We start from the raw sequence: 14,953 nt of genomic DNA on the forward strand, positions 1-14,953 counted from the left end.
GCCGCGCAGGGCGTCGACGACCGCGTCACGTGGCACCCCGCAGATAGCGGCCCAGGGCGCTGATCGGGAACACCAGCCGGTAGAGGTGGTAGTTGATGTAGAAGTCGCCGGGGAATCCGGTGCCGGTGAACTGGTCCTCGTCCCACGTCCCGTCCGGGCGCTGGCTGCGGACCAGCCACCGGACGCCGGCCTCGACCGCGCCGGAGCGTTCACCGGCGGCGAGCAGGGCCAGCAGTGCCCAGGCCGTCTGGGACGCGGTCGACTCGCCCCGCCCGATCCACGCCGGGTCGTCGTAGGAGCGCAGGTCCTCACCCCAGCCGCCGTCGGGGTTCTGGTGCTCCTCCAGCCAGGCCACGGCGCGGCGGATCGCGGGCTTGCCGGGGCGGACGCCGGCGGCGATGAGCGCGGGCACGGCACTGCCCGTCCCGTAGATGTGGTTGGCGCCCCAGCGGCCGAACCAGGAGCCGTCCGCCTCCTGCGCCTTCAGCAGCCACACGACGGCGCGTTTGACGACGGCCGTCTCCGCGAGGCCCTCCTTGGCGAGCGCTTCGACGACATGGGCGGTGACGTCGGCGGACGGCGGGTCGATGACGGCGCCGAAGTCGCAGAACGGCAGCTTGGTGCACAGTTCGCGGGTGTTGTCGGCGTCGAAGGCCGCAAAGCCGCCGTCCCGCGAGGCCATGCCGGTCAGCCAGCGGACGGCGCGCTCGATCGGCGCCGCCGCCTCCGGCAGGGCCACCCGGCGCAGCGCCATGATCGCCTCGGCGGTGTCGTCGGTGTCGGGATAGATGTCGTTGTCGAACTCGAACGCCCAGCCGCCGGGCGGGACGTCCGGCCGCCGCACCGACCAGTCCCCCAGCCCTCTCACCTCCTCCCGCACCACCCAGCGCGCGGCCCGCAGCAGCGCGGGATGGTCGGGGGCGGCCCCGGCGTCGGCGAGCGCGATCATGGCGAGGACGGTGTCCCAGACCGGCGACTGGCACGCCTCCAGCCGGCGGCCCCTCTCGTCCCGGATCGTGAACCGTTCGAGCCCGGCCAGCCCGCGCTTGATGACCGGGTGGTCAAGGTCGTAGCCGAGGACGTTGAGCGCCATCAGCGAGTACACCCAGGGCGGCTGGATGCCGCCCCAGCAGCCGTCCGCCTCCTGCCGCGCGATGATCCAGTCGGCGGCGCGGCGCAGCGCGGCGGTGCGCAGCGGGCGCACCGGGCGCTTGCCGTACACGTGCAGGACGCGGTCGAGCGCGTTGAACACCCGCCCCCAGCCCTTCGCGTCCGCCGCCGGGGCGCCGCCGCCGCGCAGTTCCGCCAGGTCGAACGGCAGCGCCCGGACGGGACGCAGCGACCCGAGGATGGTCAGCGGGACGATCGTCTGCCGCGCCCAGCACGCCCAGTCGTACACGTTCAGCGGAACCCGGCTCGGCAGGAACATCAGCTCCGGCGGCATGACCGGCAGGTCGTCCCACGACCACTGGCCGAACAGCGCCAGCCAGACCCGGGTGAACACCCGGCTGCCCTCGATGCCGCCCGCGTCCCGCACGTACCCGGCGGCCCTGCGCATGTGGCCCGCGTCCACCGGGTCTCCGGCGAGCCGGAGCGCGACGTACGCCTCGATCGTCGTGGACAGGTCGGCGGGGCCGCCGTGGAAGTTCGCCCACGTCCCGTCGGCGCGCTGCCGCGAGCGGATCCAGCGGGCCGCGTCCGCGGTGTCGGCGGCGGAGCGGATGCCGAGGAACTGGCGGAGCAGCAGGTCCTCGGCGTCCATCGTGACGTTGGTCTCCAGTTCGGCCTTCCACCAGCCCTCGGGCGCCTGCATGCCGAGCAGGTGGTCGCGGGCCGCCTCGACGGCGGCGGCCGCCGCGCCGGTGAGTCCCGGTACTTCGGTCGTGGTCATTCGGCGCTCTCCTTCTCGCGCGGTGCCGGGACCGGTCAGTGGTCCCGGGAGGTGACGAAGAGGGCGATGTCGCGGAACTCGGCGGCGACCCGGTCGTCCATCCCGGAGTGGTCGAGGTGGCGCTCGGCGGACGCGATGCGGCGGTCGGCCTCGGCCGCGGCCCAGTCCCGTCCGCCGGCCGCCTCGACCAGCCGCGCCATCTCCCGCAGGACGTCCTCGGACGGCTGCTCCGCCCGGCCGTACAGGTCGGCGAGGCGCGCGGAGTCAGGCGTGCCGGCGTTCAGCGCGTACACCACCGGCAGCGACTTCTTCCGGGCCCGCAGATCGGACAGGACGGGCTTGCCGGTCGTCTCCGGCCTGCCCCAGATGCCGAGAAGGTCGTCCACGAGCTGGAACGCGAGGCCCATCTCGGCGCCGAACCCGGTCAGGTCGGTGACGAGCCGGGTCGGCCCCTCGCCGAGCATCGCGCCGATCGAGCAGGCGCAGGCGATCAGCGCGCCCGTCTTGTCGGCGGCCATGGTGAGGCACTCCTCCAGCGACACGTCGTCGCGCTGCTCGAACCCGAGGTCGAGCGCCTGCCCCGAGATGAGCCGCTGGGTGGCGGCGGCCAGGGCGCGCGCCGCCCAGTGCGCGCCCCGCGAGTGCTGGTCGAGCAGCAGTTCCTCGGCCAGCGCGAGCAGCGCGTCACCGCCGAGGATCGCGGCGGACGGGCCGAACACCGTCCACGCGGCGGGACGGTGCCGGCGGGTCCGGTCGCCGTCCATGATGTCGTCGTGCAGCAGCGAGAACGCGTGCACGAACTCGACGGCGACCGCGCCGGGCAGCGCCGTCTCGCAGGGCGCCCCGGCGGCCCGCGCGGACAGCAGCGCCAGCGCGGGACGCAGCGCCTTGCCGCCCGCCTGGGCCGGGCGGCCGTTCTCGTCGGTCCAGCCGAGGTGGTAGGCGACGACGCGGCGGGTCCACGGGTCGAGCCGGTCGGCCGAGGTCCGCATCGCCTGGTCGACGAGCGCGCGCCCGTCGGTGATCGGGGTCGGGACGGTGGTCATCGGCCGCTCACCTCGTCCGTGGTCTTCTCCCGCAGGTGCCGCCGGACGAGGCGGGCGGCGGTGAGGCCGCTGCGCACGGCTCCCTCCATCGTGTCGGGCCAGCCCGTGTCCGTCCACGCGCCGGCGAGGAAGAGCCATGGCAGCCGGGTCGCGGACGCGGGGCGCAGCGCGCCGCTGCCGGGGCTCTGACGGAATGTGGCGTGCCGTTCCCGCGTCACGAAGAAGTCGGTGACGCGGGCCCGGCGGGCGGCGGGGAACAGCCGCTCCAGCGCGGCGAGGTACACCGCGCGCAGTTCGGCGGTGGGCGTGTCGATCCAGCGGTCGGCCGCCGAGACCGAGACCGCGAGATACTGGCCGCCGCCGGTCAGGCCGCTCACCCGCGTGCGGTCGAACACCCACTGGACGGGCGAGCCGATCGCCGCGACGAACGGCTCGTCCAGGACAGGCCGGTCATAGACGACATGGATGTTGACGATGGGGCTGGAGCCGAGACCGTCCCATGACGCCCGGCCGGGGGACGCCTCCGCTGGGACGAGCGACGACGCCGCCCGGTGCGGGACCGCGACCACGACGGCGTCCGCGGCCACCGGGGAGCCGTTCACGACGAGCTTCGGCCCGGCGTCGATCGCCGTCACCTTCGCGCCCAGCTCGATCCGCCCGCCGGCCCGCTCGATCCTCGCCGCGGCGAGGGTGCCGTGCAGGTCGCCGAGCGGGATCGCGGGCACGCCGATGTCGGCGGCGTCCGGGCGGCGAAGCAGCGCGGTCTGGCAGACCATCGCCGCGGGGCCGAGCGCGGCGTCGTCCAGCCGGATGTTGAGCGCGGCCGTGACGAACAGGTCCCAGAGCGCGTCCCGGGCCTGCCGCCGCTGGCCGCGGCCGGCGAGCCAGCCGCCCATGGTGCGGCCGTCGAGCGCCGGGTCGTCCGGGTCGAGCCGGTCGAGCGCCAGCGACGCGCGGACGGCGCGCAACCGGTCGGCGGGCGAGAGCAGCCGGTAGCCCGCGAGTGCGGGCAGCAGGTGCAGCGGCCCCGGGGCGCCCGCGCGGCGCAGCCGCCCGCCGGGGCCGTCCGGGGTGAGGACGCGGACGTCGAAGCGGTCCTGGACGCGGACCCGGTCCAGCGCGCCCAGCCGGGCCAGCAGCCCCCGGTACGCCGCGCAGCACTTCAGGAAGATGTGCTGCCCGTTGTCGACCGTCAGCCCGCCGCGGCTGAAGGAGTGGGTGGCGCCGCCGAGCCGGGGCCGCGCCTCGTAGATCGTCGCCCGCACCCCCGTCTCCTGGAGCGCCAGCGCGGTCGTGATCCCGGCGAGACCGCCGCCGACGATGGCGACGTCCCCGGAGGGGCCGGCGGCGCCGCTCATCGGTGGACCCCCGCCAGCGCCATCGCCGACACGGCGGCCTTCTCCCAGACCGGCAGGGAGGTGCGGGTGGCGAGCGCGGCCAGCGGGTCGGCCCTGATGCGTTTCAGCAGACGCCGGTAGATGCCCGCCATGGCCCCCGCGCACGCGGCGCTGCGCCGGTCCAGCATGGGCAGCAGTTCGAGCCCGGTCTCGTACCATTCGTCCGCGCGGTCCGCCTCGAACCGGACGAGCCCCGCCAGCCGCCCGGGGTCGTCGGTCAGCCGGCCCGCCCCGTCCCGGCCCAGCGTGCACCCGAACCGGGCGAGGTCCTTGGCGGGCAGGTAGACGCGGCCGCTCAGCCCGTCCTCCCGCACGTCCCGCAGGATGTTCGTCAGCTGCAGCGCGACGCCGAGGGCGTCCGCGCGGGGGACGGCCGTCTCCGGGTCGGACGTGCCGAACACGCCTAACGACAGCCGGCCGACGGCACCGGCGACGCACCGGCAGTACCAGAGCAGGTCGTCGAAGGTGTCGTAGGCCGCGCCGCGGACGTCGGCCTCGCACCCGTCGATCAGCTCGCCGAACGCCTCCAGCGGGATCGGGAAGCGGCGCGCGGCGTCCGACAGCGCGACGAGCACCGGGTCGGCCGGGTGGGCGCCGGCGTCGGCGAGGCGTTCGCGCTCGTCCGCCAGCCTCGCCAGTCGGCCGGCGGGCGGCGCGCCGTGGTCGTCGCCGATGTCGTCGATGCGGCGGGCGAACGCGTAGACGGCGCTGAGCGCACGCCGCTTGGGCGCGGGAAGCAGCCGGATCCCGTACGAGAAGTTGCGCGCCTGCGAACGGACGACGTTCTCACAGTGCCCGTAGGCGCCGAGTGCGTCCATCTGGACTGCTCATCTCCTTCCCAGTGTCCGCGACCACTCGGCCAGCAGCCGCGCCTTCCTCGGACGTGACGGGCTCCCGAGGACGTCGTAGGCGCCGCGCTCCAGGGCGGCGAGGGCGCTGCGGCCACCCGCGATGTATCCGGCGACGGCGACCCGGGCGAAACCCCGGAGGCTTGCGGTGAGCGCGGCGCCCTCGTCCAGCAGCCGGCCCGCGCGCCCGGCCTGGAGGGCCACGACGCCGCGCAGCCGGGTGGGGGTGGCCGCGGCGGTCAGGTCGTCCTCGGTGCAGCCGAACCGCCGCAGGTCGTCGCCCGGCAGGTAGACGCGCCCGTTGCGGTGGTCCTCGCCGACGTCCTGGCAGTGCTCGATGATCTGCAGGGCGGTGCACACCTTGTCCGACAGCCGGAACCGGTCGGGGGTGGCGGCGCCGAACACGTGCAGGACGATGTGCCCGACCGGGTCGGCGGAGTACGCGCAGTACTCGACCAGGTCGTCGAAGGTCGCGTACCGGGTGACCTCCTGGTCGCGGCGGTTCGCCTCCAGCAGGCGGCGGAACGGCTCCGCCGGGATGCGGCACGCGTCGATGGTGCGCGCCAGGTCGCGCATGACGGGCAGTTCCGGGCGGGTGCTCGCGTACACCCGGTCGAGGTCGCGTTCGACCAGGTCGAGCAGGTCGGCGCGGTCCCCCGGCGGCGCCTCGTCCCCGATGTCGTCGACCAGCCGGGCATAGCCGTACACGTTCAGCAGGTGCTCGCGGTGGCGCACGGGGAGCAGCCGGGTGGCCACCGGGAAGTTCTCCCGGGCCTGCAGTTCGATCCGGGTGCGGCGTTCCTCGGTCTCGTTCCACAAACGCTCGCTGACGGACATGGCGTTCCTTCGAGGCGGCGGCGGCGCGGGACGTTCATTGATGCCCGATAACCGGGCGCCCGCCCGGTAAACATGGCCATCATGAGGCCCCTGTGGCGTACGTCCCCGAACCGCCGCGAGAAACCTCCCAAGAATCCGCTGTTCCGGAAGATAGGCCGGAAGTGGTCAGCTGGGAATGCGTGATCGACACGGCCGGCGAGCACCGCCGGCCGGCACATTTCCCCGGTTCTGATCATGGACCGGTTCCGGGCCGGTGCGGACGGGTCAGGGTCAGTAGGTGGTAAGCATTCCGGCAAGGATCCGCGGGGTGCGCTCGGGCGGCGCGGCCTCGGTGACCAGTGTGTTGAACACATGCCAGTGCCATTCGATCTCCGCGCGCCGCCCCGGGTAGACGGCGCCGTTGGCGCGTTCTAGGTACACCATGTCGGGCAGGCCCTGCTGCGGAAACCGGATGAGGGTGAGCGGCCCGTCCCCCGCGACCCGCCCGCAGATCCCGAACGGCGCGATCTGGACGGTGACGTTCGGCCGCCCGCACAGCTCGATGATGTGCCGGATCTGGCCGCGCATCGTCTCCGCGCCGCCGATGGGACGCCACAGCGCCTGCTCGTCCAGCACGACCCACAGGTTGAGCGGACGCGGCCGGCGGCGCAGCACCCGCTGGCGCCGCATCCGGAACTCCACCCGCCGCTCGACCTGCGGCTCGGGGTTGACGCGGCGGATCAGCGCGCGGGCGTAGGCCTCGGTCTGCAGCAGGCCGGGCACGAACTGGGCCTCGAACGTGCGGACCAGCTTGGCCGCCTGCTCGGCGCTCAGGTAGGGACGCACCCAGGCGGGGACGATGTCGCCGTCGTCGTGCCACCAGGCGCGCGTGGCCGTCTGCTCGGCGAGGGCGAGGAGGGTCGTGCGCTCGTCGTCGGCGCCGTAGCGGGTCAGCAGCGCGGCTATGTCGCGCGGCCTGCTCGCGGAGCGGCCCAGTTCCAGCCGGGTGATCTTGGACGCCGATCCGCCGATCGCGCGGGCCGCCTCCCGCCGGGAGAGCCCGCGCCGTTCGCGCAGTTCGCGGAGCCGCCTGCCCAGCAGCATCCGGGGGACGAGCGGGTCCCCGTGCGCGCGTGTCGACTGCCTGCTGCCGGTGATCGTGACGGAGGCCAACGGGACTCCTCGTCGAGGGATCGGCGTGGAAGGGATCGGCGTGAGATAACGACCGATTTCACTATATCTTCACGCGCTGCGCTGAGGAGGAGACGGTGCGCTACCTTACTTCCGCGTCAGGGTTTGCGCGCCACCCCGCACAGCGTCGGAAGATCTTCGACGTCGATCGAGTCCACCTCGGGACGCCACGCGCCGCCCGTCACGATCCCGGGCTCCTCGATCTCCAGGTCGTCGAAGTAGCCGCGGATGAACTCGGGGCTGCGCAGCCGGAACGGGATGGCGCCCGTCGCGTCGTACGCGCGCTGCGCCGCGTTGAACGCCTCATTGGCGTCGGTGGAGTCGTGCAGGACGAGGTAGCTGCCCGACGCCAGCGGCTCCATCAGCCCGCGGACGACGCCGAGCGCCTCGTCGGGGTCCACGATGTGCCCCATGACCGCGATCAGCATCAGCCCGACCGGCTGCGACAGGTCGAGGACCTCCGACGCCCCGTCCATGATCGATTTGGGGTCGTGCAGGTCGGCGCCGATGTAGGCCGTCCCGCCCGCGGGGGTGCCCGTCATCAGCGCGCGGGCGTGCGCGAGGACGAGCGGGTCGTTGTCGACGTAGACGACCCGCGCGCCGGGGGCGGCGCGCTGGGCCATCTCGTGGGTGTTGTCGACGGTCGGGAGCCCGGTCCCGCAGTCCATGAACTGGCGGATTCCGCGTTCGAGCGCCAGATGGCGGATCGCGCGGTCCATGAAGTAGCGGCCTTCCCGAGCAATCTCCACGATTCCGGGGTACAGCGCGACATACTCATCGCCGGCCACCCGGTCGACCTCGTAGTTGTCGGTCCCGCCGAGCCAGTAGTTCCAGATCCGCGCCGACTGCGGAACGTCCGTATTGATCTTTACTTCCGCCCCTTGCTCCGGGCCTTCAGCGGTGTTCGTCATCGGTCGGGCGCTCCTTCCGGGAGTCCGGCGCCGTATCTCGGCATGCGTCCTGCAAACCTAGACCCACCCCTCCCGGAGTGACCAGGAGTGACCAGAAACCCGAAATTCGGCCCTGTCCGCCTTACCATTCAGGGCATCGATTAAAGCGCCGGCCAACCGGCCGTCATTCGCGACAATTATCTCATTTCCGGCATCAGTTTCGTCCGTCCGGAAAACCGGGCCGGCGGAAGCCGGGGCGACGCGGGTCAGCGGGCCGCCCATACCGCGATCGCCAGGGCCACCCGGTCCTCGAAGCTGAGCGGGTCCTTGCCGGTCAGGGACTCGATGCGGGCCAGCCGGTGGCGGAGGGTGTTCGGGTGCAGGAACAGGGCGCGGGACGTCGCGCCCACGGCACCGCCCATGTCGAGGAAGGTGCGGAGCGTCTCGACCAGGCGGGTGCCGTGCACGTTGTCGTACTCGTTCAGCGGGCGGGCGATCTGCTCGACGAACGGGGCCAGCTGTTCCTGGTCGAGGCGGCCGAGCAGCGCCTGGAAGGTGGCGAGGTCGGAGGCGTGCACGACGCCGCCGGCACGGCGCGCGGCGTCCAGCGCGGCAAGGCTCTCGTTGAGGGAGACCGGCAGGTGGCCGAGAGGACCGGGGCTGCCGACGCCGGCGGGCTCGGTCCAGGCGTGCGCGTCGTTGGTGATGAGGAGCGCGGTGTCGCCGTCCAGGCCGAGGATGCCCGGCAGTTCCTCATCGCCGGCGTCCATCGCGATCACCAGCAGCGACTCGGGGTCGAGCCCGGCGTCGTCGATCCGCTCGCGGAGCACCTCGGCGGACGCGAGGCCCTGCCGGATCATGCGCAGCAGGCGCCCGGTCTCCTCCCGTTCGTGCCGTTCGTCGCGGGTGAACGCGACCCGCTCGGCGAACCACTCGGTGAAGCCGAGGAACGGCACCTCGGGCGGCACCTCCAGCAGCGGCAGGCCGAGCCGGTCGCAGGACTCCCGCAGCGCCTCCGGCACCTCGGCGGCCACGTCCCCGACGCCGAAGCCGATCGCGCTCGCCCGGCCGGCCCGCACCGACTCGGCGAACGCGGCGCACGCGCCCGGATCCCGCAGCGACGCGCCGACCGTCAGGACGATCTCGTAGCCGCGCAGGTAGGGGCCGGGGTCGAGCAGTTCGGTGGAGTGCGCCCAGCGAACCTGCCGGTCGAGGCCCCGCTCGCCCGCGACCAGCCGCAACCGGAAGCGCGGCACCTCGATGAACTGCCGGACGGTGAGGTGCGGCGGCGCGGGCTCGCTGGTCACAGCCTCAGCCTCTCACCCCGGCCGCACCCCGGCGCGGGGATGCCCCGGGGCCGTGACCGTGTTTTGGCAGAACCGTACGTTGGAGAAGGGCACAACCGCCCGGGCGCGGCGCGGTGCGATCGGCCAACAAATCACCCGCCCCCTTGTCACCTCGGGTTACGCGGGGTTTGCCTGGGAGCTTCGGAGCGATTCGGGGTGGTCAGATGGGCGGGCGAGTCGCCCTCGTCGCCGGCGCGGCGGGCGGGATCGGCGCCGCGATAGTGCGTGAGCTGGCCGGGCGCGGCTGGCGGACGGCCGGTCTCGACCTCGGCCCGGTGCCGGACGCCGATCACGCGGTGGGCGTGGACGTGTCGGTCCCGGAGCAGGTGCACGCCGCGGTCCGGCGGATCGAGCGGGAGCTCGGGCCGGTCGAGGCGGCGCTGTGCGCGGCGGGGCACTACACGATCGTCCCGGTGTCCGACATCGCCTGGTCCGACTGGACGCGGATGCTGCGGGTGCATCTGGGCGGCGTGGTGAACGTGTGCAGGGCCGTGACGCCGGGAATGGTGGAACGCCGGCGGGGCGCCGTGGTCGCGGTCACCTCCGGCCTGGCCATCGGCGGCGGGGAGGCCGAGGCGCACTACACGGCGGCGAAGGGCGCGGTGATCGGGCTCGTCCGGTCGCTGGCGGCGGAGCTGGCACCGTCCGGCGTGCGGGTGAACGCGGTGGCACCCGGCCCGACCGACACGTCGCTGCTGCCGTCCGACTCGCCGTGGCGCCGGCCCTCCTTCCTGCAGACGCTGCCGACCGCGCGGCTGACGTCCCCGGAGGAGGTCGCGCTCATCTCCGCCTACCTGGTGGAGGAGGCGACGTTCTGCGTCGGGGAGATCCTGTCGCCCAACGCGGGAGCGGTGATCTGATGACGGTCGCGCTGGTCACCGGGGCGGGCGGCGGCCTCGGCACGGCGGTCGCGCGGCGGCTGGCGGCGGGCGGTCACCATGTCGCGCTCAACGACCGTCCCGACCGGGACGTGACGGCGCTCGCCCGCGAACTGGGCGGCATCGCCGCACCCGCCGACGTCGCCGATCCGGTGGCGGTCACCGCGATGGTCGAGGACGTCGAGCAGCGGACGGGCTCGCACATCGCGATCCTCGTCGCCGCCGCCTCGCACATCAGCTGCGGCACCTTCGGCGAGCACGACCTGGACGACTGGTGGCGGGTCATCGACGTCGACCTCGGCGGGGCGTTCGCGTGCGCGCAGGCCGTCATGCCGGGGATGGTGGAGCGCGGCGGCGGCCGGATGGTGCTGGTCGCGGCGGAATGCGGGCTCACCGGAGAGGCGGGGGCGAGCGCCTGCTCGGCCGCCAAGGCCGGGATCGTGGCGCTGACCAAGTCGCTCGGCCGGGAACTGGCGCCGCTCGGCATCGCGGTGAACGCCGTCGCGCCGAGCGTGATCGACACGCCGCAACTGGAGGCCAGGGCGCAGGCCGCCGGGGTGACGGCGGAGGAGCTCCGGGCCCGGGAGACCGCGCGGGTGCCGCTGGGCCGCATCGCGACGCCCGAGGAGATCGCGGCGGCGGTCGCGTTCCTCACCGATGAGCGGCTCCCGACGCTCGTCGGGCAGATCCTGCTCAGCAACGGCGGAACGCTCCGCTCCCGCGCCTGACCCGGATGGCTCAGCCGGGAAGGGCCGCCACCGAACGTCCGACATCCTCCGCGAGGACGGCGAAGAGATGCAGCGGCAGTTCCATCAGCGATCGTCCCAGCAGTTCCGGACGGCTCACGGACGCCTCGATCACGGCCCGGCTTTCGCTTTTGGTGAGCGTACGCCCGGCCTCCTTCTGGAGTTTGATGAGCCCTTCCCGCCAGGAATTGCCGAGCTTTCCGTGAGCGCGCGCGTACATGTACCCGAGGACGCGCTCGGTGCCCGTCCACCCGTCCGGCCGCGCCTTTTCCGCGAGGACGAGGGCCTGGTCGGGTCCGGGTGTGCTGCGCAGCAGCCGGACGATCCGGTACCCGGGTCCGATGAGCCGGGCGAACTCCCGCTGGCCCGCGGCGTCCTTGAGGAGGGGAAGGTCGCTGCGGCAGACGAGCCCGGCCCGGCGCGAGTTCGCGGCCAGCAGCGCCCGGACGGCCGACGCGCCGAATCCCGGATACAGGTTGACCAGCGTCGTCCCGTGATCCTGCAGGTTCCGGGGCAGGGGCGAGCCCAGGAAGGCGGGCAGTGAGAGGCGGTGGCCGGGGGCGTCCGCGGGCCAGCCGTCGCCGACGAGCAGGGTCCCCTCCCCCGGGTCGCCGCCGCCGAGTTCGAGAATCCGTGCGGCGGCCTCGCGTTCCAGGCCGCCGGTCGCCTCCACCGCCTGGGACCCGTGCGTGTACAGGGCGGCCCGGGAATCGACGGCCCGGACCGCACCGGCCGTCCGCCGGGTGGGGCGCAGCACGTACAGCGCGGCGGCGCTGCCGATGGCCTGCGCGCCCACATACCGGTTGAACGCCGGCAGAACCGCCTCGTAGACGAGGTGGAGCGGGCCGAGCGCCTGCTGGACGGCGAGCCCGAGCGCCGGCTGCCGCTCGCCGAACCCGTAGGCCAGCAGAACCCGGCCGTTGCGATGATCCCCCATGCCCTGGAGGCCGCGGGCGACGAAGAGCCGAACGCCTTCCGGGGTGTACGGCGGGTCGGTGAACACCAGACCGCACGACTCCCGCAGCACGGCGGGCAGCCCCAGCCGCAGGTCGGCGAAGTGGCAGCGCACGTCCCAGCCCCGGCGCCCGGCCTCGGTGTCGATGAACGCGAGCAGCCGCTCGTCGATGTCCACCACGCTCGCCCGCAGGCCGGGCGCGCCCCCGGCGAGGAACAGGCCGAGCGAGGTCAGGTCGTGGTCGCCGGCGAAGAGGACGTGCGCGCCGGTCAGGTCGAAGCCGCCGAGCATGAGCCGGGCCCGTTTGACGACGGTCTCGGCGGTGGCGGGCACGTGGTCGAGCGCCTGCACCGGCGCCGGCGCCGCGTCGATCAGCCGGGCCATCTCGGCGATGACGTCCGGGTCACCGGCGAGTCCGGCCCACGGGTCCCGGGCACCGAACGGCTCCCCCGCACCGAAAACGCCGCCGTACTTCCCGGCGTGGCGTCCGGCGATGCGTCTTCCGTCTCCGGACGATTCGAGATCCGGCTCCAATGCCCGGAAGACCGCCTCGACCGTACGCCGCGATGTCCCGGTCCGGGAGACGACCTCCTCGATCGAGCGGAATTCCCCGGCCGCCAGCAGCCGGCCGATCTGGTCGACGCGCACGGCATCGATCCCGAAGTCGTCCCGCAATTCCCGGAGGGCCTCCAGCGGATTCTCCGGCCGGGGCCGCTCGCCATTCGTCATGTGTGGTCTACTTCGCTCGGCGGGACGGGTTGCCCACCGATCCTATGAGCCCCGCCCGGAGGCGTTGTGGTACTCGCGCGGGCTCATCCCGCCGGAGCTTTCTCCCGGAACGCCGCCCGTCCCCCGGGGTGGGTGCGGGGACGGGCGGCGAGCGGGGTCCCGGAGGGGGCCGCCGCGCGGGTCCGGGGGCCTCGGCGCGGACGGTCGACCGGCGTCTTCGCCCGGCTCAGGCTCCGCTCACGCGGGTCAGACCTCCTCGTACTCCTCCTCGCGCTCCTTGGCGTTCTTGGAGGTCGTCTTGCCACTCCTGGAGTTCTTGGAGGTGCCGGACGACGACTTGGAGTTCTGCGGCCGGCCGTTCTTCCCCTCGTCCTCCACGGCCTCCTCGTGCGTCCGGACGACCTCGCTGTCGCGGATCTCGCCGCGCCAGCCCTCGATCTCGTCCGCGCGGGTGAGCGACTGCGTCATCACGTAGCGGCGGAAGTGCTTGAGTTCGAGGCGGGCCCGGCGGCCCTGCGCGCGCCAGAGGTTCCCGGTCCGCTCGAAGAAGCCCTGGGGGTGGTATTCGAGGACGACCAGGACGCGGGTCAGGTTCGGGGCCAGCTCGTGGAAGCTGACCGTCCCGTCCACGTGCCCCTTCGGCCCCTTCGAGCGCCACACGATGTGGTCGTCGGGGACCTGCTCGATGATCGTCGACTCCCACGTCCGGGCGGACCAGAAGATCTTCGCCTTCCAGTTCAGCTTGGTCTCGTCGGCCTGGTCGACGCTGACGACCTTCTTCATGAAGGACGGGTAGTCCTGGAACCGCGTCCACTGGTCGTAGACGAGACGGCGCGGCGCACCGATGTCGATGTGCTCTACGATGTTGGTGACCTTCACCTTCTTGCCGCCGCCCTGGCCGCCCTTCTTGTCCCTGCCCTCCTTGCCGCCGGGCAGGGCGCCGCCGACGGTGTCCTTGAACCGGCCGAGCACGCCGCCCTGGCCGTTGCTCTTCGCGTTCTCGCCCTCGGCCTTCTCGTTCTTCTTGGCCTCGGTCTTCTCGGGGGCCTTCTTGGTCTGCTCGTCCGTCTCGGACGCGTCCTGCTCGCCGCCGCGTCCGGTGAGGACCCGGCTCGCCGCGACGGCCGCGCCCGCGCCGAGCAGGACGCCGCCCGCGGTGCCGACGGCCCGCCCGCCCGGCAGGCTCTTGGGGAGATTCTTGGAGATGCGCCCCAGGTCGGGCATGCGCTGACGGCGCCCGCCGGGGAGATGCTTCGTGATCTGTCCGATGGGCGTCCTGCCCATCAGGGTTCCGCGTGCCATGTGCTTCTACCTCACTAGGGGTTGGGGCGTTCTACTCGGGGGTTGCGACGACCTCGCCGCCGCGGATCTCGCCGCGCCAGCCCTCGACCTCGCCGGGGGCGATGAGCGACCGCGTCATCACGTGACGGCGGAAGTGCTTGAGTTCGAGGCGGGCCCGGCGGCCCTGCGCGCGCCAGAGGTTCCCGGTCCGCTCGAAGAGGCCGGCGGGGTGGTACTCCAGGACGAGCAGGACGCGGGTCAGGTTCGGGGCCAGCTCATGGAAGCTGACGGCCCCGTCCACGTGGCCCTTCGGCCCTTTCGAGCGCCACACGATGTGGTCGTCGGGGACCTGCTCGGTGATGGTCGACTCCCACGTCCGGCTGGACCAGAAGATCTTCGCCTTCCAGTTCAGCTTCTCGTCGGACGCCTGGTCGACGCTGACGACCTTCTTCATGAAGGACGGGTAGTCCTGGAACCGCGTCCACTGGTCGTAGACGAGACGGCGCGGCGCACCCACGTCGATCTGCTCGACGATGTTGGTCGGCTTTCCCCTCCGTCCCCGTCCGAAGATGCCGGCGAGGGTCTCCTTCAGCGCCGTCCACCCGAAGCTCAGCAGCGCGCGGAACGGGGACTTGCCCTCCCGCAGCGCCTTGACGCCGGCCACCGCGGCCTGGCCGAGCGGTCCCGCCTGCTCGGCCTTCGCGACGAGACTCCGGGTCTCGCGCTCCAGCCGCCGCTCGAACCGGGTGACGAGCCCGCGCAGGACGCGGCGGCCGAGGCGCCGGGCCGACAGGGCCGCCACGGCCCCGCCCGCGCCGGCCGCCGTGCCGAGGGCCGCGCCGGTCCGCGTTTTCATGTCCTGTCCACCTCGTCGTCCACTCGGGTACTGCGCCGGGTTACCCGGTCAAGAGGCGGCAAAACAGGACACGGCACAATGAC

The 14,953-nt window shown here is 73.2% G+C and carries 13 protein-coding genes; 2 read left to right on the forward strand and 11 right to left on the reverse strand.

Annotated features, from left to right (window positions below; genetic code table 11):
- Positions 1–25: 25 nt before the first annotated feature.
- The 8 genes from shc to ACQP1N_RS27990 form a co-directional block, all read right to left on the reverse strand.
- Positions 26–1,891 carry a squalene--hopene cyclase gene (shc, locus tag ACQP1N_RS27955; protein ID WP_067799199.1) on the reverse strand — a complete coding sequence of 622 codons (1,866 nt, stop codon included), beginning with the start codon at positions 1,889–1,891 and terminating at the stop codon, positions 26–28.
- 35 nt (positions 1,892–1,926) lie between these two features.
- Entirely contained in the window at positions 1,927–2,937 is a 1,011-nt protein-coding gene (locus ACQP1N_RS27960) for a polyprenyl synthetase family protein (protein WP_433227537.1), read from the reverse strand.
- Positions 2,934–4,295: a hydroxysqualene dehydroxylase HpnE gene (hpnE, locus tag ACQP1N_RS27965; protein ID WP_433227538.1), complete on the reverse strand. Its 1,362-nt coding sequence runs from the start codon at positions 4,293–4,295 to the stop codon at positions 2,934–2,936. Before hpnE ends, ACQP1N_RS27960 begins: the two co-directional genes overlap by 4 nt.
- Positions 4,292–5,152 carry a presqualene diphosphate synthase HpnD gene (gene hpnD / locus ACQP1N_RS27970; protein WP_433227539.1) on the reverse strand — a complete coding sequence of 287 codons (861 nt, stop codon included), beginning with the start codon at positions 5,150–5,152 and terminating at the stop codon, positions 4,292–4,294. Before hpnD ends, hpnE begins: the two co-directional genes overlap by 4 nt.
- 9 nt (positions 5,153–5,161) lie before the next feature.
- Complete coding sequence (hpnC, locus tag ACQP1N_RS27975; protein ID WP_067799187.1) at positions 5,162–6,019, reverse strand: squalene synthase HpnC; 858 nt, start codon at positions 6,017–6,019, stop codon at positions 5,162–5,164.
- Positions 6,020–6,289: 270 nt separating this feature from the next.
- Positions 6,290–7,171 (reverse strand): DUF5753 domain-containing protein, encoded by an 882-nt coding sequence (locus tag ACQP1N_RS27980; protein ID WP_433227540.1) that lies wholly within the window; start codon positions 7,169–7,171, stop codon positions 6,290–6,292.
- A 116-nt stretch (positions 7,172–7,287) separates the two neighbouring features.
- Positions 7,288–8,100, reverse strand: a complete 813-nt coding sequence (locus tag ACQP1N_RS27985) for an SAM-dependent methyltransferase (RefSeq protein WP_067799184.1) — start codon at positions 8,098–8,100, stop codon at positions 7,288–7,290.
- Positions 8,101–8,345: 245 nt separating this feature from the next.
- On the reverse strand, positions 8,346–9,386 hold the full coding sequence (locus tag ACQP1N_RS27990) for a PucR family transcriptional regulator (protein ID WP_067799181.1): 1,041 nt from the start codon (positions 9,384–9,386) through the stop codon (positions 8,346–8,348).
- Between the two features lie 203 nt (positions 9,387–9,589).
- On the opposite strand from ACQP1N_RS27990, the gene ACQP1N_RS27995 reads away from it, so the two are divergent.
- A complete protein-coding gene (locus ACQP1N_RS27995) occupies positions 9,590–10,285 on the forward strand; it encodes an SDR family NAD(P)-dependent oxidoreductase (RefSeq protein WP_433227541.1) in 696 nt (231 codons plus the stop codon).
- A complete protein-coding gene (locus tag ACQP1N_RS28000; RefSeq protein WP_067799174.1) occupies positions 10,285–11,031 on the forward strand; it encodes an SDR family NAD(P)-dependent oxidoreductase in 747 nt (248 codons plus the stop codon). Before ACQP1N_RS27995 ends, ACQP1N_RS28000 begins: the two co-directional genes overlap by 1 nt.
- Before the next feature lie 10 nt (positions 11,032–11,041).
- Here ACQP1N_RS28000 and ACQP1N_RS28005 read toward each other — a convergent pair whose 3' ends face one another.
- From ACQP1N_RS28005 to ACQP1N_RS28015, 3 genes are all read right to left on the reverse strand, one after another.
- The gene (locus ACQP1N_RS28005) at positions 11,042–12,733 is read right to left on the reverse strand and encodes a bis-aminopropyl spermidine synthase family protein (RefSeq protein WP_433227542.1); all 1,692 of its coding nucleotides are present in this window, start codon (positions 12,731–12,733) and stop codon (positions 11,042–11,044) included.
- A gap of 246 nt (positions 12,734–12,979) precedes the next feature.
- Positions 12,980–14,035: an SRPBCC family protein gene (locus ACQP1N_RS28010; protein ID WP_433227543.1), complete on the reverse strand. Its 1,056-nt coding sequence runs from the start codon at positions 14,033–14,035 to the stop codon at positions 12,980–12,982.
- A 31-nt stretch (positions 14,036–14,066) separates the two neighbouring features.
- On the reverse strand, positions 14,067–14,870 hold the full coding sequence (locus ACQP1N_RS28015) for an SRPBCC family protein (protein ID WP_433227544.1): 804 nt from the start codon (positions 14,868–14,870) through the stop codon (positions 14,067–14,069).
- Between the last annotated feature and the right edge of the window lie 83 nt (positions 14,871–14,953).

The sequence above is a fragment of the Actinomadura formosensis genome, from assembly GCF_050948385.1.
GTDB classification, from domain to species: domain Bacteria; phylum Actinomycetota; class Actinomycetes; order Streptosporangiales; family Streptosporangiaceae; genus Spirillospora; species Spirillospora formosensis.

Bases quoted from the DNA above. Each gene is read 5' to 3' on its own strand.
- shc (WP_067799199.1), bottom strand. From the start codon at position 1,891: ATGACCACGACCGAAGTACCGGGACTCACCGGCGCGGCGGCCGCCGCC.
- ACQP1N_RS27960 (WP_433227537.1), bottom strand. From the start codon at position 2,937: ATGACCACCGTCCCGACCCCGATCACCGACGGGCGCGCGCTCGTCGAC.
- hpnE (WP_433227538.1), bottom strand. From the start codon at position 4,295: ATGAGCGGCGCCGCCGGCCCCTCCGGGGACGTCGCCATCGTCGGCGGC.
- hpnD (WP_433227539.1), bottom strand. From the start codon at position 5,152: ATGGACGCACTCGGCGCCTACGGGCACTGTGAGAACGTCGTCCGTTCG.
- hpnC (WP_067799187.1), bottom strand. From the start codon at position 6,019: ATGTCCGTCAGCGAGCGTTTGTGGAACGAGACCGAGGAACGCCGCACC.
- ACQP1N_RS27985 (WP_067799184.1), bottom strand. From the start codon at position 8,100: ATGACGAACACCGCTGAAGGCCCGGAGCAAGGGGCGGAAGTAAAGATC.
- ACQP1N_RS27995 (WP_433227541.1), top strand. From the start codon at position 9,590: ATGGGCGGGCGAGTCGCCCTCGTCGCCGGCGCGGCGGGCGGGATCGGC.
- ACQP1N_RS28000 (WP_067799174.1), top strand. From the start codon at position 10,285: ATGACGGTCGCGCTGGTCACCGGGGCGGGCGGCGGCCTCGGCACGGCG.
- ACQP1N_RS28005 (WP_433227542.1), bottom strand. From the start codon at position 12,733: ATGACGAATGGCGAGCGGCCCCGGCCGGAGAATCCGCTGGAGGCCCTC.
- ACQP1N_RS28010 (WP_433227543.1), bottom strand. From the start codon at position 14,035: ATGGCACGCGGAACCCTGATGGGCAGGACGCCCATCGGACAGATCACG.
- ACQP1N_RS28015 (WP_433227544.1), bottom strand. From the start codon at position 14,870: ATGAAAACGCGGACCGGCGCGGCCCTCGGCACGGCGGCCGGCGCGGGC.